This window comes from Lujinxingia vulgaris, from assembly GCF_007997015.1.
Lineage (GTDB): Bacteria > Myxococcota_A > Bradymonadia > Bradymonadales > Bradymonadaceae > Lujinxingia > Lujinxingia vulgaris.
Genome location: NZ_VOSM01000006.1, coordinates 36,466 through 63,405, shown reverse-complemented (window position 1 = coordinate 63,405; position 26,940 = coordinate 36,466). Strand labels below are relative to the sequence as shown.

General features: G+C 64.4%; 18 protein-coding genes. 12 read left to right on the top strand and 6 right to left on the bottom strand.

Going from position 1 to position 26,940, the window contains the following annotated elements:
- Window positions 1–154: 154 nt before the first annotated feature.
- Complete coding sequence (locus tag FRC98_RS22050) at window positions 155–2,242, bottom strand: class I SAM-dependent rRNA methyltransferase (RefSeq protein ID WP_283809654.1); 2,088 nt, start codon at window positions 2,240–2,242, stop codon at window positions 155–157.
- A 311-nt stretch (window positions 2,243–2,553) separates the two neighbouring features.
- On the opposite strand from FRC98_RS22050, the gene FRC98_RS13165 reads away from it, so the two are divergent.
- Window positions 2,554–3,396 (top strand): CPBP family intramembrane glutamic endopeptidase, encoded by an 843-nt coding sequence (locus tag FRC98_RS13165; protein ID WP_230467591.1) that lies wholly within the window; start codon window positions 2,554–2,556, stop codon window positions 3,394–3,396.
- On the opposite strand, the gene FRC98_RS13160 is transcribed toward FRC98_RS13165, so the two are convergent.
- Complete coding sequence (locus tag FRC98_RS13160) at window positions 3,393–4,661, bottom strand: hypothetical protein (protein ID WP_146981905.1); 1,269 nt, start codon at window positions 4,659–4,661, stop codon at window positions 3,393–3,395. The genes FRC98_RS13165 and FRC98_RS13160 overlap by 4 nt on opposite strands.
- A gap of 428 nt (window positions 4,662–5,089) precedes the next feature.
- On the opposite strand from FRC98_RS13160, the gene FRC98_RS13155 reads away from it, so the two are divergent.
- The 4 genes from FRC98_RS13155 (at window position 5,090) to egtD (ending at window position 10,010) form a co-directional block, all read left to right on the top strand.
- Window positions 5,090–6,073 carry an FHA domain-containing protein gene (locus tag FRC98_RS13155; RefSeq protein ID WP_230467590.1) on the top strand — a complete coding sequence of 328 codons (984 nt, stop codon included), beginning with the start codon at window positions 5,090–5,092 and terminating at the stop codon, window positions 6,071–6,073.
- Window positions 6,070–7,620, top strand: a complete 1,551-nt coding sequence (locus tag FRC98_RS13150) for a PP2C family protein-serine/threonine phosphatase (protein WP_146981903.1) — start codon at window positions 6,070–6,072, stop codon at window positions 7,618–7,620. The genes FRC98_RS13155 and FRC98_RS13150 overlap by 4 nt, the downstream gene beginning before the upstream one ends.
- A gap of 88 nt (window positions 7,621–7,708) precedes the next feature.
- Window positions 7,709–9,001 (top strand): ergothioneine biosynthesis protein EgtB, encoded by a 1,293-nt coding sequence (egtB, locus tag FRC98_RS13145; protein ID WP_146981902.1) that lies wholly within the window; start codon window positions 7,709–7,711, stop codon window positions 8,999–9,001.
- Window positions 9,002–9,047: 46 nt separating this feature from the next.
- Window positions 9,048–10,010, top strand: a complete 963-nt coding sequence (gene egtD, locus FRC98_RS13140) for an L-histidine N(alpha)-methyltransferase (protein ID WP_230467589.1) — start codon at window positions 9,048–9,050, stop codon at window positions 10,008–10,010.
- 23 nt (window positions 10,011–10,033) lie between these two features.
- Here egtD and FRC98_RS13135 read toward each other — a convergent pair whose 3' ends face one another.
- Window positions 10,034–10,918, bottom strand: a complete 885-nt coding sequence (locus FRC98_RS13135; protein WP_146981900.1) for a hypothetical protein — start codon at window positions 10,916–10,918, stop codon at window positions 10,034–10,036.
- A gap of 62 nt (window positions 10,919–10,980) precedes the next feature.
- Window positions 10,981–12,057 carry a hypothetical protein gene (locus tag FRC98_RS13130; RefSeq protein ID WP_146981899.1) on the bottom strand — a complete coding sequence of 359 codons (1,077 nt, stop codon included), beginning with the start codon at window positions 12,055–12,057 and terminating at the stop codon, window positions 10,981–10,983.
- 103 nt (window positions 12,058–12,160) lie between these two features.
- On the opposite strand from FRC98_RS13130, the gene FRC98_RS13125 reads away from it, so the two are divergent.
- Window positions 12,161–12,982 (top strand): hypothetical protein, encoded by an 822-nt coding sequence (locus tag FRC98_RS13125; RefSeq protein WP_146981898.1) that lies wholly within the window; start codon window positions 12,161–12,163, stop codon window positions 12,980–12,982.
- Between the two features lie 93 nt (window positions 12,983–13,075).
- A complete protein-coding gene (locus tag FRC98_RS13120; protein ID WP_146981897.1) occupies window positions 13,076–14,788 on the top strand; it encodes a GspE/PulE/PilB domain-containing protein in 1,713 nt (570 codons plus the stop codon).
- Here FRC98_RS13120 and FRC98_RS13115 read toward each other — a convergent pair.
- Window positions 14,785–16,008 (bottom strand): cyclic nucleotide-binding domain-containing protein, encoded by a 1,224-nt coding sequence (locus tag FRC98_RS13115; protein ID WP_230467587.1) that lies wholly within the window; start codon window positions 16,006–16,008, stop codon window positions 14,785–14,787. The genes FRC98_RS13120 and FRC98_RS13115 overlap by 4 nt on opposite strands.
- Window positions 16,009–16,207: 199 nt before the next feature.
- Here FRC98_RS13115 and FRC98_RS13110 point away from each other — a divergent pair, with 199 nt between their 5' ends.
- The 5 genes from FRC98_RS13110 to rnz all read left to right on the top strand — a co-directional run bounded on the left by FRC98_RS13110 (window position 16,208) and on the right by rnz (window position 23,564).
- Window positions 16,208–16,540: a HesB/IscA family protein gene (locus tag FRC98_RS13110; protein WP_146981895.1), complete on the top strand. Its 333-nt coding sequence runs from the start codon at window positions 16,208–16,210 to the stop codon at window positions 16,538–16,540.
- A gap of 170 nt (window positions 16,541–16,710) precedes the next feature.
- Window positions 16,711–18,645 carry a hypothetical protein gene (locus tag FRC98_RS13105; RefSeq protein WP_146981894.1) on the top strand — a complete coding sequence of 645 codons (1,935 nt, stop codon included), beginning with the start codon at window positions 16,711–16,713 and terminating at the stop codon, window positions 18,643–18,645.
- Between the two features lie 90 nt (window positions 18,646–18,735).
- A complete protein-coding gene (gene polA / locus FRC98_RS13100) occupies window positions 18,736–21,555 on the top strand; it encodes a DNA polymerase I (protein ID WP_230467586.1) in 2,820 nt (939 codons plus the stop codon).
- 240 nt (window positions 21,556–21,795) lie between these two features.
- Complete coding sequence (gene bcp, locus FRC98_RS13095) at window positions 21,796–22,266, top strand: thioredoxin-dependent thiol peroxidase (protein WP_146981893.1); 471 nt, start codon at window positions 21,796–21,798, stop codon at window positions 22,264–22,266.
- A 374-nt stretch (window positions 22,267–22,640) separates the two neighbouring features.
- Window positions 22,641–23,564, top strand: coding sequence for a ribonuclease Z (gene rnz / locus FRC98_RS13090; protein ID WP_146981892.1), 924 nt, complete (start codon window positions 22,641–22,643; stop codon window positions 23,562–23,564).
- A gap of 292 nt (window positions 23,565–23,856) precedes the next feature.
- On the opposite strand, the gene FRC98_RS13085 is transcribed toward rnz, so the two are convergent.
- Window positions 23,857–26,838: an MXAN_5808 family serine peptidase gene (locus FRC98_RS13085; RefSeq protein WP_230467585.1), complete on the bottom strand. Its 2,982-nt coding sequence runs from the start codon at window positions 26,836–26,838 to the stop codon at window positions 23,857–23,859.
- Window positions 26,839–26,940 lie beyond the last annotated feature (102 nt).

The following is a 26,940-nucleotide window of genomic DNA, read 5'->3' as shown; positions in this document are numbered from 1 at the left end:
CAGGTGCCAGGCAACCGATCTTCTCAATTTTGTTCAAGTGCCTGGCACCCAAACATCGAGCCTCTTCAAATCGGTTCGGGTGCCTGGCACTCGATCTTCTCGAATATGTTCGGTCGCCTGGCACCCGATCACACCATCAGCGCAGCCTGTATCTTTAGTCACACCGAACCCACCCCCCCTCAAACGAATCCCCCTCCACAAACCCCTTCAGCCGCGGATAGTCCTTACCCGGCCCGGCCTCCTGCCAGTCCGCCACCCGGCGCCCGGCATCTCTCGCCGCCGCCTGCACAAGCTCTTTGAGCTCAACGTTGCGCTTGCGATCGTTTCGACACACCAGCATCGATCCGCGCGACTTCAGCAACTCAAAACAATCCGCCAGCACCGCCTGATAGTCGCGACGCACCGACCAGAACGCCCCGCTCCCTGCGGCCGCCGTCGGCGGATCGACAATGATGCCGTCAAAAAGCTCTCCCGCATCCACGGCCTGTTTCAGATAATCGCGCGCATCCATCGCCTCATTCTGATGCTCCTCCAAACTCAGCCCGTTGAGCTCCAGATTCTCATCAAGCCAGCGCAAATATCGCTTCGATAAGTCGACATTCACCGTCGCGGCCCCCACCTTCGCCAGCGCCACACTGAACGCGCCGGTATGGCAAAAAAGGTTCAACCAGCGCTGCCCCACACCGGCGCGCCGCTGCGCCTCCAGACGGTTGTCGCGCTGGTCAGCAAAAAAGCCCACATCGATCCCCTCCCAGGGCTCCACCCGGTATTTCAGGCCCGACTCCTTCACCACAAGGCTTCCCCCCGCCTTCAGATACCCCCCGCCGCGCCGCACCACCTCGGCCTGGGGCAACTTCCCTTCGGCCTCACGCACATCGCGCATATGCTCCACCGACAGAATCATCGCGTCGCGATCGTGGACCGCCAGCGCCTCATACACCGCCGGCGCCAACCCCCGCCCACATCGCCCGGTGATCGTCACCCGCATCACGCTGCCCATCTGGTCGACAAGCAGCCCCGGCAACCCGTCAGCTTCCCCGTGCACCACCCGAAACACATCGGTCTTTCCCAGTTCCCGATACAACCCGCCCCGCTTTGCCACCGCTTCGTCGACCCGAAGCCCCACCTCTTCGTCGATCTTCTCCGCGGCCTCGGCCTCATCGCTCCAATAGCGCGCCACAATCTCGCCAGTGCCATCGACCAGCGCATACACCTTTGATGGCCCCTTCGGCCCCACCAGCCGCACCGGCGCACCGGCCTCCATCCCCTCGATCGAGCCCGTATTTCGGTCGCGCAACACCCAGGGATGCTTGCCCGCCTCCAGAAACTCCAGACTTTTACCCGAAACCTCGAGTTTCCCGACCTTCGCCGCCGCCTTCACCCCCTTTTTGAACGCCTGCGGCGTCGGACACACCGGGATCGACGGTCGCCACGAACGCAAACTCGGCCAGCTGTTCGCAAAATCCTCCCCGCCGTAGAGCGCGCCCAACCTCAACCTCACTCCGCCTTCCACCGCATAACCGCCCCGCTCCACATCTCCCAGCGCCGGCGATCCGCCCTGGGCCAGCGCCTCAAGCACGCCCTGGTAGATGCCCCGCTCGGGAGCCTTCCCAAACTCCACGCTGAGCTGCACCTCTGCCAGCCCCTCCCACGTCATCGTCACCGCATAACTGACCTTCGCCCCCGAGGCCTCCCACACCCCGGCGGCATGCAGCGGCCGGGGCACAATCGCCACCCAGGTCTGCTGCACCTCCCCCTGCCACAACTTCGCCTCCAGCTCCTCGGCCCGCGACGCGCCGGTCGCCAGCAACCACGGCCCGCCCGCATTGCTCGGCGCCTCCCACACCGGCGTAAACCCCTCCCGATCCACCCCCAGCATATCCGCCAGAAAGAGCACCGGATCCATCGGATCCTCCGGGTTTATCGCCCCGGCCATCCCCACCGGCTTCTCCACCACCACCCACCCATCGCCCCACAACAACGCCTCGGCCTCCGGAAGCCCGTAAACCTCCTCCCCTTCCCCGACCTCCACATCGACCTTCGCCCCAAAACGCACGACCTGATCGGCCTTAAACCAGGTCGCCCCATCAACCTGCACCGCCCCCGACGCAAAGAGCGCCTCGACCTGCTCGCCAGTCCCCTGCGGCCACGCCCGCTGCACCCACTGCCCCACCGGCGTGCGCTGCTCCTCCCCCTCCATCGGCACTAAAAACGTCAGGCTCTTTCCCATCTTCTCACCCATCGGCGTCGGTTCACATCCCGCACCCTCGCCAGCGCCGCCGCACCGGCAGCGCCGCAAAGAGCGCATCCCCCGGCGTCATACCCCCCACCACCCAACCTCCACAAGATCCCGCGCCCCACCCGATGACTTTTCCTCAGGGCCGCCCTGCCCTAACTTCAATGGCGAGCCGGACCACAGGTGATCGAACGCCTGGTACCCGTACATGCCACATCGCCTGGCACCCATGTCAGCACCCGTTCACGCCCCCTTTCCCCCCGGCACAGCTCGCGCTAACCTCCCCTCTTCGATCACCCCTGCCGCCCGGCCCGCCGATGACCCCCGACCAAAAACGCATCCTCTACTGGCGCCCCATCGCCCTCTTTGTCGCCGCCTTCATCGGCCTCAACGTCTTCGGCGTCATCGGCTACCTGGCCAGCCTCAACACCTACGTCGTCCTCATCCTCTCGCAGGTTCTTGTCGTCCTGGGCATCGCGCTTCTCTACCGACGCTTTGTCGCTACCGACGCCCCCGGCTGGCCCACCCTCTCCCCGCGCGGCCTCTCCCCACTGACGATCGTCCTCACAATTTTAGGCGCCGTCACCCTGGGGTTTTTCTCCAACCTTCTGGGCGCATTGATCGTCGAAGTCGTCCCCGGCATGCGCGAGATCGCGGAGAACTACCAGCAAACCGTCGAAGACCTCCTCCTCCCCGACGATGCCTTCTCCCAGGTCCTGGGCGCATTCGCCGTCGCCCTGGTCGCCCCCATCTGCGAAGAGTTCCTCTTTCGCGCCACCATCCTCCCCGAACTCACCCGCACCCGCCGCGCCCGCAACGCCATCATCCTCAACGGCCTGCTCTTCGGCGCGATGCACGCCAACCCCATGGCCTTTATCCCCCTCTCGATCGTGGGCATCTTCCTGGCGCACCTCACCCTGAGCAGCGGCGGCGTCTTCCTGGCGATCCTCGCTCACGCCGCCCTCAACACCGCCAACGGCGTCGTCCTCCCCCGCATCGCCCACCTCGCTGAAACCGCCCCCGAAGACGCCGGCCTGCTCAGCACCCTCAAAGCCCTGGCCGTGGTTACCCCGCTGGCCGCCTTCTTCTGGTGGTCGGTTCACCGCGAGCTGCGGCGCATCAAACCAACCACCAGCAGCAACGCCCCATCCCCACACTAAAACTCGTCGCTGGCCTCTTCGACTGCCGCTTCAACCTCATTGAGCTCCAACCACTCCACATAGCGCGAGACGACAAAGTCGTCGGCCAGCACATCCGCCATCGCCCGACGCCCGCCCGTCCAGCGCCGCGATCCGCATAACCACAGCGGCATCCCCTCCTGCTGCTCACACATCCCCAGCTCCGAGAGCTCCGAGTACGCATAACGCGGCTGCATCTCGCGCTGCGCGTCAATCACACCCAGGTAGGGGAACATCCGGTCGTCGTACTCCTGCCGATCCCCAAACATGATCCGGCAGGTCTTCAACCACCGGTAATGCACATACGCGTCGGTCGGGCGAAGCCCCACCTTTGCGATCGTCGCCAGGCGCTGCGCCACATCGTCACGCACCCGGGGGTCCGGCGAGTTCATCAGCCGACACATGGAGAAGAGCGCCCCCTGGCGCAGATCCACATCATAATCAGGAAGCCCCTGGGCCTCGACCACCCGCCACGCCTGCGGCTGACCATATTCAGCTAACCTCCCCAGCGCCGCGCTCATCTCCAGCACCACCTCAACCTCGGGCGCCCCCTCCAGCTGGCGATCGATCATCTCCAACACATCTTGCCCCTGCGCCGGCGAGAGCTGACGCGTGAGTTTTAAACAACTCGTGGGAAGACTCCCCTGCTGGCGCGCCGCACATCCCCGCAACCACCGGTAAAAACGCTCCGTCTCCGGACGCTCCCGCTCCTCGCGCATCGTATCAACCACCGCCGCCACCAGCAGCTGATGCGTCCCACCCTCAACTTCGCTCCAGAACCCCTCCATCTCACGCTCAAGCTCCCCCTCAAAACGCGCTCCGAGATACCCCCGCACAAGGCACGTCCACGGCGCGCGCTCGCTGCGCCGGCTCACCGCCAACGCCAGCGCATCCGCCTCCGGCCCAGCCGCCTCAGACTCCTCCACATGCCAGCTGCAGATCTTCTCCGTCAGCGCCCGCGGCCCATACTCAATCGCCCGCAATCGCTCCTCTTCTGCCAGCGCCCCCACATCAAGCGCGCCCACATCCCACTTCGAAAACGCCTCCGACGCCTCCCGCGCCTGGCGCTCCGCCGGCGAGAGATCCGCCAGCGGGTCGACCGGCTCACCCTGCTGCGGCACCACCCACAAGCCCCACCCCAACACCGCCACCGTCAGCGAGAGCGCAAGCCCTCCCCACAACCCGGCATCCAGCTCCCCCTCACGCTGCGCCTCTTCCCCCGGCGCCGGAATCACTAACTTCGCCATCACCTACTCCCAGAACCCGAGCTTCGCCTGATTCTACCGCAACTTCTCGTCATCGCCGCCATCCTATCGACGCCCCCTCCCGCTGTCGACCGAGCGTATCGCGTCCGAGTGCCTGGCACCCACACACAATCAACATGTGCGAGTGCCTGGCACCCGTACGCCGGATACATGTCCGAATGCCTGGCACCCGTACGCCGGATACATGTCCGAATGCCTGGCACCCGTACGCCGGACACATGTCCGAATGCCTGGCACCCGGGCGTCGGAAACATGTCCGACTGCCTGGCACCCGTACGCCGGAAACATGTCCGCGTGCCTGGCACCCGACACTTTTCTTGCCCACATCCGCCCCCACCTCTACCATCATCCTCGATCTTTCAGACACTTCTCATCGCATCATCGACCGGCCCCGCGCCGAACGGATCTTCATGACCCGCCCGAAGTCCAACGCGCCCCCCTCGCCCGATGCCTCGGCATCGCGCCCCGCGAGCACGATCGATCTCGACATCCTGCGCGGCTGGTCCGAGGCTCGCGATCCGGCGCTCGCCAGCCCCCATGCCCTCTCCGCGCTGGCCACGCTTCGCCAGCTCGATCCGAATCAGACCGCCATCGCCTCCTACCCCATCTTCGGCCCCGCGATATTGCTGGGGCGCTTTCACTCCCAGCACTCCCCGATCGATCTTCTCCTGGATAACCTCCAGGACCATCAAACCTACCGCCTCGGCTCTCCCCACGCGCACCTCGAACTTCTTCCCACCGGGCAGTGGGTCATTCAGGCGCTCGCCCCTCAATCTCCTACCCTGCTCAATGGCGAGCCCATCGACACCCTGGCGACCGCCCGGGAACTCCGGCACGGCGACCGCATCACCCTGGGCGTGACTACCTTCGTTTTCGAGCCCCACGACACCACGCTGGAAGATCATCAGCTCGAACTCGACCGGCTGCTCGCCAGCAGCAACGCGCCCGCGCTCTTTTTGATGCGCAGCGGCGCACCCTGTGGCCCCTACCTCACCCTCGACCCACAACACCCCATAACGCTCGGGCGCTCCTACCCTCCGGCGGGAACTCTCCCCAACTCCCAACACTGGCCCGCCCGCCCCGAGCACTTCTGGGATCTCAGCGGCCTGCCCGACGTCGAGCGAAAATTCGTCGCCTTCCACCACGCCCGACTCTTCTTCAAGAACCAACGCTGGCATATCGAACCGCTCTCATCACGACAGCGCACCTACATCAACCGCATCCCCATCAACGCCCCGACCGCTCTCGAACCCGGCGATGAGATCGGCCTGAGCTCGGCCCTCTTCCACCTTCAGCATCCCTCTGCGCGCGCAATCCCCCGACGCAACATCACCCCTCCGCGCCCCGTCAACTGGAGCGAGGGCCGCCCCCCGGCTGAGGACCCCGACCGATGAGCACCAACCCCGACCCTCAGATCGCAGCGCTTCCCTCCGAGCCCGACGCCCCCACCGCCTCGCTGCTCCTGGGCCCAGACGAACAGCCTTACCTGCGCTGGTCCGGCCCTGCAGGCTGGCTCAACGACGTGTGCGAAGCCTTCGCCGCCCCCGGCCACCCCTGCCTCCCGGCCTCCGCAACGCGTCACGACGATCAAACCCTCACCCTTAATCTCCCCTCCCCCAACCTCCAGCCCTTCGACACCTGGGCATGGCGAAACCTGCCCGATCATCAGGCCGTTGACGCCCTCCTCGACCTCACCCGCGCCATTCAACAACTTCATCACCGCGGCTGGACGCTGCGCGGCCTGCGCACAGGCGATCTTCTCCTCGACACCTCCCGCGGCACCCTCCTGATCGCCGCCGCGCCGCGCCTCGCACCGCTGCCCAGAACCCCCGACAACGAGACCATCTGGCGAGACATCCGCCTCTTCGCCGAGCTCGCCTACGAAAACTTTCTCGGCCACGAGTACCCCGGCGGCCACCACCTGGTCGCCATCCTCCAGGATCGCAACGCCCTGCGTGATGTCGGCCTCACCCACCCCTCACTTCCCCAGCTCCTCGCCGGCTGCGTCACCCCCTACGGCGACCTTGCCTACCGCCACACCGACGAACTCATCGACGGGCTCACCCACCTGCGCACCGAACTCTCCCGCCCCCTGCAACTCGAGATCGCCTCGCGATCCACCCAGGGAAACTACCTCTTCCGCCAGAACAACCAGGACAGCTGCGGACACATCCTCCTCGACACCGTCTGCGACTCCCGCACCCACCGCACCGGCTTCTTCTGCGTCGCCGACGGCATCGGCGGCATCCAGGACGGCGCCGCAGCCAGCACCGCCGCCGTACGCGCGGCCTGCTCCGCTTTCTTGCGCGCCTGGGAGCACGCCCAACCTCAAGACCTGCTCAACGCCCCCACTGACTTCGCCCGCGCCATCGCCCGCGTCACCAGCCAACATCTGGCCCTCTACGGCGAATTCTCCCCCGACCAAAACCGCGGCGGCACCACCTTCACAGGCCTGCTCATCGCCGGCGATCGCGCCGGACTCTGCCACGTCGGCGACTCCCGCGCCTGGCTGCTGCGCGGCGATCGCCTCGTTGCCCTCTCCGAAGATCACACCCTGGCAAACATCTTCAAAAAACTCGACCACTCCCCCTCCCCTGCCGAACGCGACGCCAGCAAACGCACCATCGCCCGCTTCCTGAGCACCGGCACCGAACTCGATGACGCCCGCATCGACGCCTTCCGAAACGACCTCTCCGCCGAACTCGACCAGCCCGATCTTCCCTCCCGCGGACTTCAACTTCGCGACGGCGACCTCCTCATCTTGACCACCGATGGCGCCCACGGCGAGCTAAGTGACGAAGATTTACAATCCCTCGCCCAGACACACCGCGACGCCCCCCACGCCCTCTGCGACGCCATCGTCCAAAACGCCCTCACCCGCGTCGGAAAAGACAACAGCACCGCCATGGTGATCCGCCTTACCAGGCCTCAAAGATCCTGACGCTGAACATCTTTTTACTTGTCTCTCGCTCGCGTGCTCCTAGCTTGGCTGTACTCGTTTTCAGCCATCCCTCTTTTTGGGAGCCAGTATGCGTGGGGACACATCCCGGTCGCCGGTACTCGACCGCCTGCCCGACATCGACGCCCTCGTTGCGCGCTTTCGCCACGTGCGACGCGCCACCGAACGCCTCGCCGAACCCATCCCGGCCGAAGATCAGGTCGTACAATCGATGCCCGATGCCAGCCCCACCAAATGGCATCGCGCGCACACGAGCTGGTTCTTCGAGACCTTCGTCCTGGCCCCCCACCTGCCCGACTACCAGGTGTATCACCCCCGCTTTGCCCTGCTCTTTAACTCCTACTACCAGGGCGCCGGCCCCCAATTTCCCCGCAATCTCCGGGGCACCCTGGGGCGCCCCACCTGCGACGACATCACCCGCTACCGCGCCCACGTCGACGACGCCATCGAACGCCTCGTGGACCACCACCCCGACCGCCTGCGCGACGTCGCCTCATTGATCGAAGTCGGCCTGGAGCACGAGCGACAGCACCAGGAGCTCCTTCTCACCGACATCAAGCACGCCCTCGCGTCCAACCCCCTTCAACCCGCGTACCGCGAACTCGAGGCAGCACCGCCGGCAGATCCCACGCCCCTGCGCTGGCGATCCTACAGCGGCGGCGTCTACCGCATCGGCCACTCCGAGCAGCTCAACGCCTTTGCCTTCGACAACGAACGCCCGCGCCACGGCGTCTTCCTGGAGCCCTTCGCTCTGGCCGATCGCCTCATCACCAACGGCGAATTTCTCAACTTCATCGAGGACGGCGGCTACGACTCCCCGCGCTGGTGGCTCTCCGCCGGCTGGGACCTCGTCCAACGCGAGCAATGGCACGCCCCCCTCTACTGGCAGCGCCTCGACGAGCGCTGGCACACCTTCACTCTGGGCGGCTTGCGCGAACTTCGCCTCGATGAGCCCGCCTGCCACCTCAGCTACTTTGAGGCCGACGCCTACGCCCGCTGGGCCGGTGCCCGCCTCCCCACCGAGGCCGAATGGGAAGTCGCCAGCGCCGACCTCCCCCTCAACGGAAACCTCCTCGAGAGCCACGCCCTTCACCCTCGCCCGGCCACGGAGAGCCCTTCCAACGCGCTCCGACAAGCCTTCGGCGACGTCTGGGAATGGACCTCCAGCCCCTACTCACCCTACCCCGGCTTCGAACCCTGGTCGGCCACCCTGGGCGAGTACAACGGCAAGTTCATGTGCAACCAGTTCGTCCTGCGCGGCGGCTCCTGCCTGACCGCCACCGACCATATCCGCCCAACCTACCGAAACTTCTTCCCGGCACAGGCCCGCTGGCAATGCACCGGTATACGCCTGGCCCGTTGATTTCCCTGATGTTTCTACCTGCGAATCTCTTCGTGCGAGCATGTTCATGAGCCTTGATACCACCCCCTTTCCCTCCCCCGCTTCTCGCTTCCTCTCCGACGTCGTTGACGGCCTGACGCGTGAGCAAAAGCGCCTGCCCTGCAAATACCTCTACGACGACCGCGGCTCGCAGCTCTTTAACGCCATCTGCGAGCTGCCCGAGTATTACCCCACGCGCACCGAACTCGCTCTGACCGAGCGCTTCGCCCCCGAAGTCGCCCAGCGCATCGGCGAGAGCGCGAACCTCATCGAGCTCGGCGCCGGCAGCGGCCTCAAAACGCGCACCCTGCTCACCCACCTCGAAGATCCGGCCGCTTACATTCCGGTCGACATCTCATCCCACGAGCTCTCCCGATGTGTGCGCGCCATCTCTTCCCAGTTCCCCGAACTCACCGTGAAGCCCGTGGTCGCCGACTACACCGGCGACTGGTCATTGCCCCGTCTGGCCAGAAGTGCCCGCTCCCTCTTCTACTTCCCCGGCTCCACCATCGGTAACTTCGAGCCTGACGCCGCACGCGGCTTCCTCGCTCAAAAAGCCGCCCTCGCCGGCTCCGACGGGGCCCTCCTCATTGGTGTCGACCTCAAGAAAGATCCCGCCATCCTTGAGGCCGCTTACAACGACCGCGCGGGCATCACTGCAGAGTTCAACCTCAACCTGCTCCGACGCATCAACCGCGAACTCAACGCCGACTTCGCCCTACACGACTTCCGCCACCAGGCCATCTACAACGCCGACGCCGGACGCATCGAGATGCACCTGATCAGCGAACGCGACCAGCAGATTGCCCTTCCAGGCCGCACCATCGAGTTCACACGCGGCGAATCGATCATCACAGAGCACTCCTACAAATACGCCATTGAGGAGTTCGCAAGCCTCGCCGAAGACGCCAACTGGCGCACCCGCTCATTCTGGGTCGACCCTGACGGCCTCTTCAGCCTCTGGTACCTCGAAACTTCCGAAATCCACTGATGTGCGCCCCCTTCGCGCTCGTTTTACTCAAACCCCTGGGGCATCCCCCGCGGCCAGAACACGCTGCGGGCCGGATACTCATCGAGCTGACGCTCACGCCACGTCCCGCCGTGACGCGCCGGCCACAGGCCGACTCTGGCCTGCGCCGATGCCTCCCAGGCCGACGCCCGACGATGGTCAAACGCCGGACTCACAAACGCCGCGCCGGTGACCTCTTCCCACAACACCAGGTGCAACGCCTCCAAAACCCAGCGCTCGGGCTGCGCCCACGCCGCAGCATCGGTGGGCTCCGCCTGCGCATCCATCGCCCCCAGCCCCACCCACCGGGCCTCATCCTTGTGCCAGCGCATCGCCAGCCCGGACGACTCCTCGACCGCCGGCTCCACCCGCACGCGCCACTCCGAGACGCCTTCCCCCGGTACACCCGACGCCTCCACCCATACACCCGGGCCAACCTCCCCCTCCGAGAAGATGCGCAGCACCACCCCTTCGCGCGCACCATCAGCCCGCATAAAGAAGCTCAACTCAAAACGCGTCGCCTCACCCAGCGGGTCAAGCACCATCAGGGCCATCTGCACCGCCTCCGCCGCCGGCCCCTCCCTCTGCGGATCGCTCAGCGGCCACAGCCCATGAAACACCACGTCCCAGACCTGCTCGCGAAACGACGCATCGGTGACCTCCCAGGCATCAAACACCACGACGTCGGCGTCATCACCCACTCCCAGCGGCCAGATCTGTTCCGCCGACTGAGCCTCCCACCCCATCCACGCTGCGCGCTCATCCTCAAGGCCCAAGAGCCCGCCCTCCAGGCGCCCCGATGAGCGCTCCGCCGGCGCACCACTCGCACACCCCGCCGCCACAACAAGCCCCAACACCCACACCCAGCACGTCCACCGGCCCAACACCATCGCCACTCCTTCACAACCACACGTTCAAACCTGCCCCCTTATCGCAACCCCATGGTCGCCCTTCACAACGACTCCCCACCGCTGGCGCGATACGCCACACTCAACCCGAGCACCTGCCGACCATACGCCTCACCCACCCCAAACTCCTGCGCGTAAAGATCATAACGCAGCTCCACCTCCCACCTCGCCCCAACCTGGCGGGCCAACGCCACCACCAGCGCGTTGCGGTTCTCATCATCGATCACAAAGGTCTCATCGATCAGCACCGGATCTTCATAACGCGTACGCTGAACCTCCACCCTCCCCGATACAAACGTCTCCCACGGCCCCGGCAGCGTCAACGACGCCTCAACCTGATGCCGACGCAACCCCTGCCCGTACGAGTTCGAGCGGTTTCGCTGATACGCATACCCCACCTCCGCCACCAGCCAACGCCGATGACTCACCCCGACCTGCGCCACATCAAACACATCGGAGCGCCGCGCTCCCTCCTCCCACCCCAACGTCTGCTGCCCTTCCAGACGCAGCGGCTCCCCCTCAAACCCTCGCCAGCTTCGACTCACGCTGGCCCGCGCCCACACATCCGAGCGCAGCCGAAACGCCGCGCCCACCTGCGCCATCGGCCCCTGACTGCTCACCTCCGGCTGCGGCTTAAACCCGAAATAGCGCCACCCGCCCGTCCCCCACACCCGCACCCGGCCCCCCGACCACAACAGCTGCCCGCTGCCACCCGCCCGTACATAATCGCGCGCGCTGACCCTCTCGCTGCGATCTTTCACATCGCCCGACACGCTCACCACAACCCCCGACGCCCACCACCGCGTCCCCACAACCTGTGCGGCACTCAAAAACGCATCGGCCTCCCGAGCCCCCAAAAACACCTTTCCCCCATGCTGCACCTGCCCCCGCACCTGCCCCATCTCCCCCACCCCCGACTCCACCTCAAGCTCGCCATAATAGCGCGTCAACCCATCGCCCGCGCTGCCTGCCCCCTCCTCCCGGTACGGGTTGCTGTCATACTCGGTGCCCGCGCGCACCGCCGCCTCCCAGCGCGCCTCCTGCGCCCCGGCCTCAGAGCTCAGACACACCAGCGCCGCCCACACCCCCACCCCTGCAAAACCTGCGATCGCCCGAATCAAACACTCCCTTATGGCAACCACCCTCGACTCGTCCTATGCTGAGCGCGCACCATCTGCACGGAGCTCACTCACACCACTTCCTTATCTTTGCCCCAAGACGACCATGTTCCCTGGCGCTTTTCAACGCTGCTCTCTAGCACTTCTGCTCACCGGCATCCTCCTGCTGGCGGCCGCCTGCGCAAAAACCATCCCGCCGCCCGATAACGCCCTCGAAGATCCCGCCGAGCTCCGCGCCGCCATCGATCAGCGCTACGCGCACATCGACGATGCTCGCTTCAAAGAAGTCACCCTGGAGTACTTCGGCGAAGGCGAACGCGTCCGGGTCCGACAGCTCATCCTCGTACAAAAACCCGCAAACCTGCGCGTGCAAACTCGCCTGCCCGGCTCCGACGAGATCCTTAACCTCCTCGTCAGCAATGGCGAAACCTTCGCCATGCACCAGCGCGACACCAACGACTATTACACCGGCAAACCCACCCGTGAGAACATCAACCGCCTGCTTCCGGTCGATCTCTCCGGCGCCGACGTCGTCCGCGTGATGCTCGGCGGCGCCCCGTGGGACCGCTTCGATCGCGAGCCCGGCACCGACACCCTCGACTGGGACCGCCGCCGCGGCCTCTACCGGCTCAGCCGCCAGACCTCCTCCGGCGGCACCCTCGCGCTCTTCGTTCGCCACACCGACTTCGCCGTCACCGAGGTCTTAGAACAGGGCCCCGACGAGCAAACCCTCTACCGCTACACCACCGAGGGCTGGCGCGACCTCCGCGAGTTGGTGATGCCCGTCTACCGCCGCTTTGTATGGCCTGACCGTGATCTTGACTTCTCGCTGGATGTGCGTGAGACTCAACTTAACATTTCGCTGCAACAACCACTCTTCGAGCTTCCGCCGCCCGCCGGGAGTCGAATCATCGACGTCAATGGCTGAGCCTCCCTCCAGAGGCTCGTTGACCCCCGCGGCCCCGGCCCTAAGGCCCTCTTCGGGCCGCGCCCCCCGTCAGATCCCAGGACAGCGTTCTCGATGATTGACGACGCTCAGCTCATCCCCCAGCTGCTCGCTGCGGGTCTCGTCGACCAGACTCGCCTCCAGCATGGCTTGCGTCTGGCCCAGCGCGACGCCGCCTCGCTCTACGACGTTTTGATCTTCCACAAGATCGTCGACGAGAGCGCCCTGGTGGAGATCGCCTCCAACCTCCTCAACGTCCCCTGCCTGCATCTCGAAGAGACCGCGATCGACGTGGAGATGGCCCACCTGGTGCCCGCGCCCATCGCTCAGCGAAGTCGCACGCTCCCGGTGCGCTTTGTCGATGACGACGGCAACCGCGTGCTCCTGCTCGCCATGGCCGACCCCATCGACGTGATGGCCATGGACGAGATCGCCAGCCACACCGGCGTCAACATCCGCCCGGTGCTCGTCGGCCCGGCCGATCTCCGACGCGCCCTCGACGATCTTTACGCCCGCGCCGAATCGGAATCTCTGCCAAAATCCACAACCGTGGAGCACCACAGCGGCCTCTTTGCCGCCTTCGATCAGCCCGACGATCACGCCGCGGCCGAAGACGAAGATCCCATCATCGACCTCGGCGACCCCATTGATGAGCCCGCCCCCCTCATCGAGACCGGCGCCCAGGCTACCCCCGACGACAGCTGGGCTGCATTCTTCGACAACGCCCGTGACCTGGGCGCCGAAGAAAGCTCGGTGATCTCGCAGGAAATGCGCGATCGCCCCCCCACCGACATGTTTGAAGTCGTCGAGGAAGACCTCGACGAGCTCGACGAGGACCTGGGCTTCGGCGCCGAACCTCTCCCTTCATTGCTCGAAGAGTCTGTGGGCACTTCCGTCGGCTACCCCCAGCCCCTGGATGAGTGGGAACTCGACGACGACTTCGACTCCCCGGCGCCCCTGGCCAACAAAGACGATCGTTCGCACGCTCCCCCCGGCTTCGCCGTCGATCGCTCCGAGGCCAACCGCACCCAGATCGGCGTCGGCCTGCGCGGCCTGGGCCTCGACTTCGCCGAGCCCCCCGACGAAGACGTGATGCCGCTTCACACCATGGACGTCGAACTTCTCTCCATCGAAGAAGAGCTCAACGAACCCGAAAGCGAAATCCCCCCCCTTCCTCCCAGCGAAGTCGAAGATCTCGAAGATCCCGAAGATCCCGAAGATCCCGAAGAGCCGGCAGCGCTCGAAGAACCGGCCGATGCCGATCAGGCCGATGCCTCCGAAGCATCGCCGCAACCGGAATCCTCCGCCGCTAAACCTGCGCTCTCCCTCAAAGAAAAGCTCGCCCTCAAGCCGCCATCCTCGGCCAGAAGCATCCGCGACGCCCTCACCGGCAGCGCCGCCAAAACCGCCGACGAACCGGAACTCGACGCGTCCGACGCTGGCGAAGTACACCCGGCCGATGCATCCGAGGCCGATGAGCGCGAAGGGGTCAGCAAACTCGGCCGCATTCAGGTCAAACGCATCGCCGTGCCGCGCTTCGGCGGGGCCATCGAAAAACGCAGCGACCTCGACGCCCGCCGCGCCGACGCTTCCGGTGAGCCCGAAGCAGCCAAATCCCCCGAAGCCTGCGATGACGCGCTCGACGCCGACGAGCCCACCGCACGCCTTGCCATCCCCGACGACGTCGACGCCGCCCTGCTCGCCAGGGCCGCGCTGACCCTGCTGGTGGAACACAACCTCGTCTCCCCCGAAGAGATCCACGCTCTCATCGAGAAGTTGCGCCGCTAAGCGCTCGCACCGGCGATCTCCTGCAACAAACGCGACGCCCCGGCCAGCAGGCGTAAGAGCACCTTGTTGCCCAGCGCCGGATCCTCGGTGACCAGCTCCCGAAGATGGTCCCGCGACAAAAAGAGCGCCTCCCCATCTTCCTCTCCGCACGCATCCGCCGAGCGCACAGGCTCGCCGAAGAGCGCCAGCTCCCCAAAGTAGCCCCCGGCCTTCACCCGATTGAGCTCCCTTCCGGCCAGCCGCACCGAGACCTCCCCGCTGACGATCAGGTACAACCCGTCGACCTCATCGCCGCGCCGCACCAGCTGCTCGCCAGCCCTAAATTCGCGCACGTACACGTAGCGCACGACCTTTAAAAGCTCCGGCACATCGAGCTCCTCAAAAAGCTCCAGCCCCCGCAACAACTCCACCTTATCCAGGGAGTCGCGCCGCGTCGGGTGGCGCTGAAAATCACCGGCCTCGATCTCCGAGATCTCCACCACCATCGCCGTCACATTGTCACGCCCTCCGCGCGAGAGTGACGCCTCCAATAGCCCCTTCACCAGCGCCTCCCCCCGGGCATGCCGCTCAAAGGTGGCGATCTCTGCGCCGCTCAAATAGCGGGTCAACCCGTCGCTGCACATCAAGATCCGGTCCCCCTCTTCAAGCTCGACCAGCGCTGTGTCCACCTCCACATGCGGCGCGCTGCCAATGCAGCGGGTGAGCACGTGGGTGTAGCGCGCCGCGTCCGGATAATGCGCGCGCAGCTCAGGGTGATCCCGCAGATGCTGCTCAAAGGTATGATCCCGGGTAATGCGATAGATCGCCCCCTCCCGCATCAAATACACCCGGCTGTCCCCCACATGCGCCACATAGGCCACCCCGGCCCCCAACACCACCAGATCGAGCGTCGTGCCAATCCCCCCCGGGTACGCCGGCTGATTCCCCAGCTGATACACCTCCGTGTTCACCCGGTGCATAAAGCGTGTGAGCGCCTCAAACATCGCCTCCCGACCCGCCTCATCCTCCCCCACGGCATGCGCGTCGGCCAGCGCTCGAAACTCCATCGCCGCCTCCTCCACAAGGCGCACCGCCCGCTCACTGGCAACCTCCCCGCCAGCCCGGCCCCCCATCCCGTCGGCCACCGCAAACACCCCCACGTCCCCATCGCAATAATAGCGATCCTGATTGCTCTCCCGAACCCGTCCCTTATCACTGCGCACCCAGCCCTGCGCTAACATGCTGACTCCTTCTGGCAAATGCCCATCATCGTGCCATCTCCGGAATGCCCCCCCGTCCTCTGACGTTGTCGCTTTGACGCGAGCCCTGCCCACGTCCTTGACCTCGCCAGGGCTCCATCCTAACTTCCAGAAAGGCGCTTTCCAACCGGCGCCCCGCATCACACCAGACCCGCAGGCGGTCTTTTTTCAGGAGCTTTTCATGATCGGCATTACCCCCCTGGCGGCCGAGAAGGCCCGCAAAATGATGGTGGACAATAACCTTTCCCCCGAGGCCAACAACGGCATCCGCATCGGCGTCAAATCCGGTGGCTGCTCCGGCCTCAACTACGTCCTCGACATCGTCGACAGCCCCTCCGATAACGACCGCGTCTTTGAGCGAAACGGCGTCAAGATCTTCTGCGACCCCCGCAGCTACCTCTACCTCAACGGCACCGAGATCGATTTCGAAGACTCCGTGATGGGCGGCGGCTTTAAGTTCAACAACCCCAACGCCCGCCGCTCCTGCGGCTGCGGCACGAGCTTCGCGGTCTGATCGAAGGCCTGGCACCGCGGCGTCAGCACCATAACATCGCGATCGAACGCCTGGCACCGCGACCTCGGCAGCCCTACCTTTGCTCGACTTCGCTCGCCCCCCGCGTCATCCTCTTAAGCGCAGCCCCTCGGGCTGCGCTTGTTTTTTTTTGCTTCATACCCGAGCCCCTCATGCGCCCCGTGATGCAAACGCTGCAACGCCCCATCGTCTACCGCAGCGCCATCGCGCTCTACGTCGTCATGATGCTCGGCCTCATCACCGCCTCGGTGGCCATTGGCAACCGCGATGTTCGCTCAGCCCTCTACCTGACCGGCTCGCCAACCTGGAACACCCACCAACCCCAGGCGTTACGCGCCCTCTATTTCGATGCCGCCACCGGCGCGCGCCTCGCTCCCGACGACTTTGAGATTCGATGGAGCGCGCCCGATGCCGCCCCCCTGGCTACCGCCGAAGCCGGTCCCGGGCACTACCTTCACATCCAGATTCCCCCCTACGACAGCCTGGCACCCCGGCAAAACAGCGACTCGCACGACAGCCTGGCACCCCGGCAAAACAGCGACTCGCACGACAGCCTGGCACCCGACCAAAACAACGACTCGCACGACAGCCTGGCACCCGACCAAAACAACGACTCGCACGACAGCCTGGCACCCCGGAAAAACAACCACTCGCACGACAGCCTGGCACCCCGGAAAAACAACCACTCGTACGACAGCCTGGCACCCCGGAAAAACAACCACTCGCACGACAGCCTGGCACCCGACCAAAACAACGACTCGCACGACAGCCTGGCACCCGACGCCTCCGCCGAAACACGAGAGATCTGCGCACTGGCCCGCCGCGAGTCTTTCCCCGAACTTCATGACTGCTGGACCATCGAGCTCCGACAGCCCCCCCGCTCCCCCTCCGAATCGCTTCAGCTCGCGATAGGCCCCCCCACCTCCCGAGACCCGGAGCAAGACGATCGGCGCGCACCGCTCACCGCCGAAGACCCCACCTCGCCACTCACCCTGCAAATCGGTCCCACCGACGGAGAGCTGGTGCGAGGTCTGCCAGACACCCTCGGGTTGCGGGTGATGGAGCGCGCCTCCGGCCAACCTCTCCGCGCCCACCTCGACATCACACTTGAGCGCGGCCTCACACAGGCTCCCCTCAAATCCTCGCTGACCACCGACGCCCTCGGGCTCGCCGCCCTTCCCATCAACGCCCTGACCGAACTCACCCTCAAAATCACAGCAACCCCCCTCGACAACTCCGACGACGCCCCCTCAACCTTCACATTACGCCTCCCCACGGTCGCGGCGCAGTTCGCCATCGACATGCCGCGCCCTTACGTCGTGGCCGGCCAACCGGTGGAAGGCGCAGTCAGCACGATCCTTACAGACTCCCCCTTCATGACCGACCTCTTTGCGGGCTCGTCCATGATCGCCGCCAGCGCCTTTGGCTCCTCAAAAAACGCCGGCGGCTTCACCCTCCCCACGCCCGAGGCCGATGCCATCGGCCCACTGGCGCGCGTGCAGGTCTACCAGAGCTTCTTCGGCGCCGGAGACGCCTGGGACATCGCGCACCTCCTCGTCCTCAACGACGGAAGTCCCCAGACGCTACGCGAGACCACCTCGCTCCTCCTCGATTACCTCCACACCAATCACCCCGATGAGCACTGGGACGTCTACCGCGACCTTTTCACCCCGCCCCACTCGCCATCTGTCGACACCCCCGAGCGCATCGCCCCGCTGATCCGCTTCGCGCTCAGCCGCCTCCCTCGCGACTTTCAATCGCCCCAACCCCTGCTCAACACCCGCGAAGAAGACCGACGCGAGCTCGAAGCCTGGAAAGACGACCTTCAACGCGACCTCTACCACATGATGATCGTCGTCCTGCTCGTCGGTCTTCTCATCGTCGCCTACTTCGCGCTTCTGGGGGTACGCCGCCTGCGCCGTGAAAAATCGCTCCTGGCCGAGATCGATCTCGAGCTCGACGCCCCCCTCACCGACAACTCCGACGCCCGAATCGAAGACCTCGTCACGCTCTTTCAAGCCTTCATCGTCTTCGCCACCATCGCCCTCTTCGGCCTTGGAATCATTCTGGTCGTCAGCTATCTATGACCTCGATTCAGCCTTAAGCCATGCGGTCTTCCAGCCCTCATGCACGCTATTGAAACCCCACATTCTCTTCCCAGATGTTCAGGAGCCTCCATGCCGAAGACGCCCGACGATAACAACCAGATGAGCTTCGCCGACCTCGCCGATCACGCGAGCCTCAATGGCAAAACCCTCTACCTCGTCGACGGCTCCTCCTACATCTACCGCGCCTTCTACGCGATCCGGAACCTCTCCAACTCCGCCGGGATGCCCACCAACGCCATCTACGGCTTTACCCAGATGCTCAAAAAGCTCATCGAAGACGAGAACCCCGATCTCATCGCGGTCACCTTCGACGCCTTCGACGCCGACGAGCACACCTTCCGCAAAGAGCTCTACGACGACTACAAGGCCAACCGCAGCGCCATGCCCGACGAGCTGCGCATTCAGATCCCCTACTTCCGCAAAGTCGTCGAAGCCCTCAACATCCCCATCATGGAGCAGGCCGGCGTGGAGGCCGACGACCTCATCGCCACCGCCACCGTCCGCGCCCGCGAGGTCGGCCTCAACGTCTGCATCATCAGCGCCGACAAAGACCTGATGCAACTTCTCGGCGACGGCGTCTCCATGCTCGACACCATGCGCGGCCGGCGCTACTCCCCGGCCGACGTCCTGGAGCGTTTCAACGTCACCCCCGACCGCGTCAAATTCGTGTTAGCCCTGGCCGGCGACACCTCCGACAACATCCCCGGTGTCCCGGGCATCGGCGAAAAAACCGGCGGTAAACTCATCGCCGAATTCGGGGACCTGGAGACTCTGCTGGCCAACATCGACAAAGTCTCGGGCAAAAAGCGCAAAGAAAATCTTACCGAATTTGCCGACCAGGCCCGCCTCAGCCTGGAGCTCGTCACCCTGCGCGACGACTGCCCGATCGCCTTCGACATCGAACACCTCCACCTTTCCCCCCCGGACTTCCAGGCCCTCGCACACCTCTTCCACGAGCTTGAGTTTGAGAGCGTGCTGCACGATCTCAACCGCTGGTTCAAATCCCGCGGATGGCTCGACGACCGCGACATCGAAGATCTTAAAGACAGCCTCCTCGACGAGGAGATCACCCGCACCGACGAAGCCCGCAAAGACTACCGGGCCATCTTCACCCTCGAAGAGCTCGACGAGGTCCTCGCTGCTTGCAAAGACGCCGGACGCTTCGCCTTCGATCTTGAGACCACCAGCGTCGACCCGCTGGAGGCCCGCATCGTCGGGATGTCCTTTGCCTACAAGCCCAACCACGGCGTCTACATCCCGGTGGCACACAGCTACGAAGGCGCCCCCGCCCAGCTCTCCCTCGACGAGGTGCTGGCCCGCGTCGCCCCCCTCCTCGAAGATCCCGATCTCCCGAAGATCGGACAGCACTACAAATACGAGTGGCTGGTACTGCGCCGCCACAACATCGGCTTCCAGGGCGTGGCCTTCGACACCATGCTCATGAGCTACGTGCTCGACCCGGGCAAAAACTCCCACGGCCTCGACACCATCGCCTTTGATTTTCTCAACCACCGCAACATCAAGTTCAGCGACGTGGCCGGTCGCGGCAAAAAGCAGCTCACCTTCGACCAGGTTCCCCTCGACAAAGCCACCCCCTACGCCGCCGAAGACGCCGACATCACCCTGATGGCCTGCGACGCCCTCCTGGCGCTCCTCGATGAGGAACCCGAGCTGCGCAAACTCCACGACACCCTGGAGATCCCGCTCTCTCGCGTGCTCGGCGTGATGGAGCTCAACGGTGTCAAAGTCGACTGCGACATCCTCAACCAGCTCAGCGCCGAATTCGAAGTCGAGCTCGAAAAACTCCAGGACGAGATCAACGTCCACGCCGGCTCCGAGGTCAACCCCAACAGCCCCACCCAGCTTCGAGAGGTCCTCTTCGAGCGCCTGGAACTCCCGGTGAAAAAACGCACCAAAACCGGCCCCTCCACCGACCAGAGCGTGCTCGAACAGCTCTCCGAGCTCCACCCGCTGCCGCGCCTCATCCTGGAGTACCGCTCCTTCTCCAAACTCAAAGGCACCTACGTCGACGCCCTGCCCGAGCTCATTCGCGAGGACACCGGCCGCATTCACACCGACTTCAACCAGGCCGTCGCCGCCACCGGACGCCTCTCTTCCTCAAACCCCAACCTGCAAAACATCCCCATCCGCACCGACCGCGGCCGCGAGATCCGCAAAGCCTTCGTCGCCGATGAGGGACACCTCTTACTGGCCGCCGACTACTCTCAGATCGAGCTGCGCATCATGGCGCACCTCTCCGGCGACCCGGTCCTCCTGAAAGCCTACAAGGAAGGCCAGGACATCCACGCTTTAACCGCCTCCCAGATCTTCGACATCGACATCGACGAAGTCAGCGGCGACCAGCGCCGCGCCGGCAAAACCATCAACTTCGGCGTGATGTACGGCATGGGTCCCCGACGCCTGGCCCGCGATCTCGACATCTCCATGCCCGAGGCCAAGAGCTACATCGACAACTACTTCGAGCGTTACCAGGGCGTGGCCACCTACTTCGAAAAGCTCGTCGCCGACGCCGTCGAGACCGGCTACGCCCTGACCATGTTCGGCCGCAAACGCCTCCTCCCCACCCTGGAAAACAAAGGCGCCGGACGGGCCTTCGCCGAACGCGCCGCCATCAACACCCCCATCCAGGGCACCGCCGCCGACATCATCAAACTGGCCATGATCGCCATCCAGGACCGCATCGAAGCAGAAAACTGGCCGGCTCGCATGCTCCTCCAGGTCCACGATGAGCTCATCTTCGAGATCGCCGAAGACGCCCTCGACGAACTTCGCCCCAAAATCTGCAACATGATGGAAACCATCGTCACCCTCGACGCACCCCTGATCGTCGATAGCGGTGTCGGCAAGAACTGGTTCGACGCCAAATAACCTGCACACCCTATCAGCCCCGGCAAGACCCACTTCTGACTTTTTTACCGGATGCTCTGGCACCGCACGCACCCACAGTCGCCGCGGTGCCAGGCCACCGATCTTCGCCGCGGTGCCAGGCCACCGATCATCAAAGACGCGCCTTGAACCGGTGCCAGGCGTGTGTACATCTCCCCACGCGTAGGCCCTTTCGGCCTGCAAATCGCTTTTCTTAAAATCATCATCACGGAGTTCGTCACCATGGCAGTAAACCCGAAACTCTCCGTCGGCGACGCCGCCCCCGACTTCACGCTCGCTTCCGATACTCAGGGCGACGTCAGCCTCGCTGATCTCAAAGGGCAGAAGTTCGTCCTCTACTTCTACCCCAAAGACATGACGCCGGGCTGCACCAAGCAGGCCTGCGACTTCCGCGACAACCTCGACACCTTTGCCGAGCGAGGCTACGCCATCTACGGCGTCTCCCCCGATCCGGTGGAGCGCCACGCGAAGTTCCGCGAGAAGCACGACCTCAACTTCCCGCTTCTGGCCGACACCGACCACAGCGTGGCCGAGGCCTACGGCGTCTGGCGCGAGAAGACCAACTACGGCCGCACCTACGAAGGCCTGGTTCGCTCCACCTTCTTTATCGACGCCGACGGAAAGATCGAGGCTATCCACGACAACGTCCGCGCCACCGGACACGTCGACCGACTGGTCCGCGACCTCGACTAATTCTCCGACGAGACACAAACGCCCCGGACGCGGCCGATACCGCATCCGGGGCGTTTTTTGTCTTGTTCCATGGGCTGACATGTCGCATGGCCTGGCACCCGGACATGTCGCTTTGCCTGGCACCCGCACATATCGCTTTGCCTGGCACCCGCACATGTCGCTTTGCCTGGCACCCGCACATGTCGCTTTGCCTGGCACCCGGACATGTCGCATGGCCTGGCACCCGGACATGTCGCATGGCCTGGCACCTACGCAGCGTCATATCACCCCGGTTGACCCGATCCCTGCGATCGTCCATGGTGGCCGACCTTTTGGCCCCGACTTCTCCGGCGCCCTGACGCTTCATCGATTTTGCCAGCCTCGACCATCGTATCATGTCCATTCAACTCGTTTTTCTCGGGACCGGCAGCGGCAAGCCCATGCCGCAACGCAACGTCTCATCGGTCGCACTCTTTCGCGAAGGAGAGCTCTTTCTCTTTGACTGCGGCGAGGCCACTCAGCTGCAGCTGACCCGCTCGGGGCTTCGCCCCGGCGCGCTGCGCGCGATCTTTTTGAGCCACTTCCACGGCGACCACGTCAACGGCCTCCCCGGCCTGCTCGGCTCACTGACGCTCAATCAGCGCGATGACGCTCTCGACATCTACGGCCCCCGCGGGTTGCGACGCTGGTTCAAGACCCTCCATGATCTGCACATCCTTCGGCCCGGCTTTCGCGTGCGCCTGCACGAGATCACCGAGGCTGGCACCGTCTTTGATGGCGAGGGCTTTCACGTCGAGACGCAGGCTTTGAATCACCGCATCGATACCTGGGGCTACGCCCTCGTCGAAGAGAGTCGCCCGGGACGCTTTGATCTTGAGCGCGCCCGCGCCCTGTCCATCCCCTCAGGCCCGCTCTTCGGAAAGTTGCAACGTGGCGAAACCATCACCCTGGAGGATGGCCGCACGATCGAGCCCGCCCAGGTGCTCGGGCCGGCACGACCAGGTCTGAAGATCGCCTACTGCTGCGACACCATCCCTTGCCCCGAGGCCGTTGAGTTGGCTCGCGATGCCGACCTCCTCATCCACGAGGCCACCTACGTCGCCGGTGATGAACGCAGCGCCCACCAGCGCGGACACTCCACCTCGGCCGACGCCGCGCGATGCGCTCGCGACGCCCGGGCCCGGCGCCTGATTCTGACGCACATCTCCCAAAAGCACCTCAACCTGGAGGAAGTGCTCCGGGGCGCACGTTCGATCTTCCCCAACGTCGAGATCGCGCGTGATCTGGCCGAATTCACGGTAGAGCGCCGCGATCACTAACGCGATGTGCGCATAGGTTGCTCCGGGTGACATCGATCTTCGTTCTGATGTTCGATGGCCTGGCACCAGGTCGTCTGCAACCACATGTCCGATGGCCTGGCACCAGGTCGTCTGCAACCGCATGTTCGATGGCCTGGCACCCGATCTTCAGGTTGTTTGAAGAAACATGTTCGATGGCCTGGCACCAGGTCTTGAACCTGCACACCCCAGGTTGGCGCAATTAAAAAACGCCCGGATCATCCGATCCGGGCGTTATTTATGTCTCACATCATCCAGGGCTTTCGCCCGAACATCAGCTTCGTTCGCGGTACACGTACACGCTCTCCGTGGTCATCAAACCAGACTCGTCACGCGTGACCAGCGAGATTCGGTTCATGCCCTCAAAGAGAGGCACCTGGGCGTCGAAGGACACCTCATCGCGATCGACGCGCTCATAGTTCAACTTACGCGTCTGAACGTCACGTGGGCCCCCCTGACGCTGCACCACCACGTAGTAATCCTGAATCAGACCCTCATCGCGGATGGTGCCCTTGAGTTGCACGGCCGCGTCTCCTGTCAGCATCTGCGTCGGGTTGAGCGACACCATCGGCTTCTGGAAACGGCTCCAGCTGGCGACACTATCGCCCGAGGACGCCTCACCATCGGCCGTCGTCGCCTTGTCGGAGCTGACCCAGACCTCGCGATCTCCGAGCTTGAGCTTGAGCCAGTCGCCACTGCGCGCTGCAACCTCCAGCCGGGCACCGGGCTCCAGACGCGCGACCTCCGCGCTCCGGGCGTGCGCACCAACGTGCGAGACCGCTCCCTGGGCGCCGATCGTCGCCACGCCTCCGGCCTCTTCGACCGGTGCCACATCCTCGATGACGGGAATCTCCAAAATCTTCTGCACAAACTCCCGGTAGGCCATGTCGTAGAGGTCGAGCTCCAGCCGGGCCACTCCCTCCTCGGGGCTTCGGCGCACGCGGAACTCAAAGTCGAACTCTTCGGTTCCGCCCGCCGCCAGATCCTCAACCGTTCCCCGGCCGCGGTTCAGATAGATCGCATCGCCCGAGAGGTTCTTGAGGTAAACCATCACCTCATCGCTGGGCACGGCGCCAACATTTTCCAGATGAATGCGCAGGGTGACATCCTCCTCAGCCTGCAACACCCCATCACCGTTTCCGCCGAGAACCTCATAGGAGAACGCAAACTGCGGACGCTCCTGGCCCTGAATCGGAAGGTCAAAATGATGCTCGCCAGCAAACTCCTGCTCATCATCGCTGACCACAAACTCCATGCGATCGTGGCGGCTGGCGCTGTCCTTGGGAATCTCCAGGGTGACCGTCCACTCCCGCGTCTCCCCGGGCTCAACTTTACCGAAGATAAACTCTCGGTGGCGCAGCAGCAGGTTATCGGAGCGCGTCAGCGCCTTAACCCGGTGGAGCGGCTGAGTACCGCGGTTGGTCAGCGCGGCGGTCACCTCGATCTCCTGACCGGCCTCCCAGGGGCCTTCGGTCGAGGTGCGCACCTCAAGCTCGTAATCGGCGTTGGCCACCGACTCGCCAGCGCTCCAATCCACGCCCATCTTGTCGAGTTCCGTCTTGATCTCGGCCAGCTCCGCGTCGAAGACCGACTGTAACTCGCCCTGGAGCTTCTCCAGCAGCGCCTCCCGTCGGTGCTCTTCGCCAGCGGCAACCAGCAGCCGCTGGGCCAGCCGAATTTCAAAATCTTCGCGGAACTCATCCGGGTTGACGAACTCCTCTTCATCCTCGCTGAGCGCGTCTTCATCCAGGTAGCGAATCTGCCGCACCACGCCCCCGGCATCGGGCTGGGTCGAGGGGTTGGCCAAAGACATCGCCAGGTCACTCTCGCGCTGCATCGACTGTGACAAAAACATGTTGACCGAATCCGGCGTCACCACCACCGGAATCGTGCGCAGATCGGGGATGATCCCCTCGTTCTGAATCGAAACCCCACCCGGGGTCAGATACTGCGCCACCGTCAGCTTGAGCGCCGAGTCGTCCGGGAACTCATAGAGAATCTGCACCGTTCCCTTGCCAAAGGTCGTATCGCCCAGCACCACCGCCCGATCGTTCTTCTGCAACGCACCGGCCACAATCTCACTGGCCGAGGCGCTTCCGCCGTTGACCAGCACCACGATCGGATAATTGGGCTCGGTGCCCGCGCGGTTGGCCGACTTCGTCTCCCGAAGCTTGTTGCCCACCCCGACGGTGCTCACGATCGTCCCTTCATCGACAAAGAGGTCGCTGATGCGGATCGACTGCTCCAGAAGCCCGCCCGGGTTGTCCCGCATATCCAGAATCAGCCCCTGCATCCCGCCCATCTGCTCCTTGAGCTCCGCCAGATGGGTGCGCACATCGCTGTAGGTGTTGGCCTGAAAATTCTTGATGCGCAGATACCCCACCTTCTCGGCCAGGGGCTTGGAGTCCACGCTCTCGATCTTGATCACCGCTCGCGTCACCGTGAACTCGCGCGGCTCCGGCCAGTTCGCCCGCTGAATCCACAAATTCACATCGGTGCCCGGCTCCCCGCGAAGCAAATTCACCGCCTCGTTGAGGTTCATATTGATCGTCGATTCCTCGCCGATACGCACAATACGATCCTGTGCCTTAATGCCCCGCTGCGAGGCCGGCGTCCCCTCAATCGGGCTGATCACAGTGAGCTGCCCGTCGCGAATCGAGATCACGATCCCCAGCCCCCCGAAACGCCCCCCGGTCTGGGTCTGCATCTCCTCATAATAGGTCGGCGGCAAAAGATTGCTGTGCGGGTCCAGCGTGGAGAGCAGCCCGTTGATCGCGGCGTACTCAATATCCTCATTCTTACGCTCCGGATCCTCGGGCAGGTGCTGCTCCACAAACAAAAAGATCTCTTTGAGACGAAGGCTCATCTCCCAGAGACTCTCCATGGAGTTGGCCTCAAACTCCCGCCGCTCCGAGCCCACCTGCACCACCACCTTCTCCGGGCTCTGCTCGGGCTCATCGACCTCATAGCTGACCACAAACTCCGGAATCTGGTTCTGCACCGCCTCCAGGGACGCGATCAGCATCTTCGCCGGCTCAATACGCTCGGGCTCCACGTAGTTGTCTTTCAGCTGCAGGAGCACCCGGTTGAGAATCCGCAGCGAAGAGAAGCGATACGCCTCCTCCTCCCCCTCCTGGGCCGAGACCGTCGCCTGACTTAAATCAAACTGCACCCCGCGCTCGCCAAACTGCACGCTCAGCGCAAACGCGATCGTCACGGCGACGGCAGCTACCACATAGCGACCCTGTCGTTTCATAAAGCTCATCTCGTTCCTGATCGTCTCCCCTCACCACGTGCGCACACGCCGCAAGCGGGTCTCTTGTGTCAAACTCACCATCGGGATCTTAGGTCGACGCCT

Excerpts from the sequence above, each read along its gene's own strand:
- FRC98_RS22050 (WP_283809654.1), bottom strand. The coding sequence starts at position 2,242 with ATGGGTGAGAAGATGGGAAAGAGCCTGACGTTTTTAGTGCCGATGGAG.
- FRC98_RS13165 (WP_230467591.1), top strand. The coding sequence starts at position 2,554 with ATGACCCCCGACCAAAAACGCATCCTCTACTGGCGCCCCATCGCCCTC.
- FRC98_RS13160 (WP_146981905.1), bottom strand. The coding sequence starts at position 4,661 with ATGGCGAAGTTAGTGATTCCGGCGCCGGGGGAAGAGGCGCAGCGTGAG.
- FRC98_RS13155 (WP_230467590.1), top strand. The coding sequence starts at position 5,090 with ATGACCCGCCCGAAGTCCAACGCGCCCCCCTCGCCCGATGCCTCGGCA.
- FRC98_RS13150 (WP_146981903.1), top strand. The coding sequence starts at position 6,070 with ATGAGCACCAACCCCGACCCTCAGATCGCAGCGCTTCCCTCCGAGCCC.
- egtB (WP_146981902.1), top strand. The coding sequence starts at position 7,709 with ATGCGTGGGGACACATCCCGGTCGCCGGTACTCGACCGCCTGCCCGAC.
- egtD (WP_230467589.1), top strand. The coding sequence starts at position 9,048 with ATGAGCCTTGATACCACCCCCTTTCCCTCCCCCGCTTCTCGCTTCCTC.
- FRC98_RS13135 (WP_146981900.1), bottom strand. The coding sequence starts at position 10,918 with ATGGTGTTGGGCCGGTGGACGTGCTGGGTGTGGGTGTTGGGGCTTGTT.
- FRC98_RS13125 (WP_146981898.1), top strand. The coding sequence starts at position 12,161 with ATGTTCCCTGGCGCTTTTCAACGCTGCTCTCTAGCACTTCTGCTCACC.
- FRC98_RS13120 (WP_146981897.1), top strand. The coding sequence starts at position 13,076 with ATGATTGACGACGCTCAGCTCATCCCCCAGCTGCTCGCTGCGGGTCTC.
- FRC98_RS13115 (WP_230467587.1), bottom strand. The coding sequence starts at position 16,008 with ATGTTAGCGCAGGGCTGGGTGCGCAGTGATAAGGGACGGGTTCGGGAG.
- FRC98_RS13110 (WP_146981895.1), top strand. The coding sequence starts at position 16,208 with ATGATCGGCATTACCCCCCTGGCGGCCGAGAAGGCCCGCAAAATGATG.
- FRC98_RS13105 (WP_146981894.1), top strand. The coding sequence starts at position 16,711 with ATGCGCCCCGTGATGCAAACGCTGCAACGCCCCATCGTCTACCGCAGC.
- polA (WP_230467586.1), top strand. The coding sequence starts at position 18,736 with ATGCCGAAGACGCCCGACGATAACAACCAGATGAGCTTCGCCGACCTC.
- bcp (WP_146981893.1), top strand. The coding sequence starts at position 21,796 with ATGGCAGTAAACCCGAAACTCTCCGTCGGCGACGCCGCCCCCGACTTC.
- rnz (WP_146981892.1), top strand. The coding sequence starts at position 22,641 with ATGTCCATTCAACTCGTTTTTCTCGGGACCGGCAGCGGCAAGCCCATG.
- FRC98_RS13085 (WP_230467585.1), bottom strand. The coding sequence starts at position 26,838 with ATGAAACGACAGGGTCGCTATGTGGTAGCTGCCGTCGCCGTGACGATC.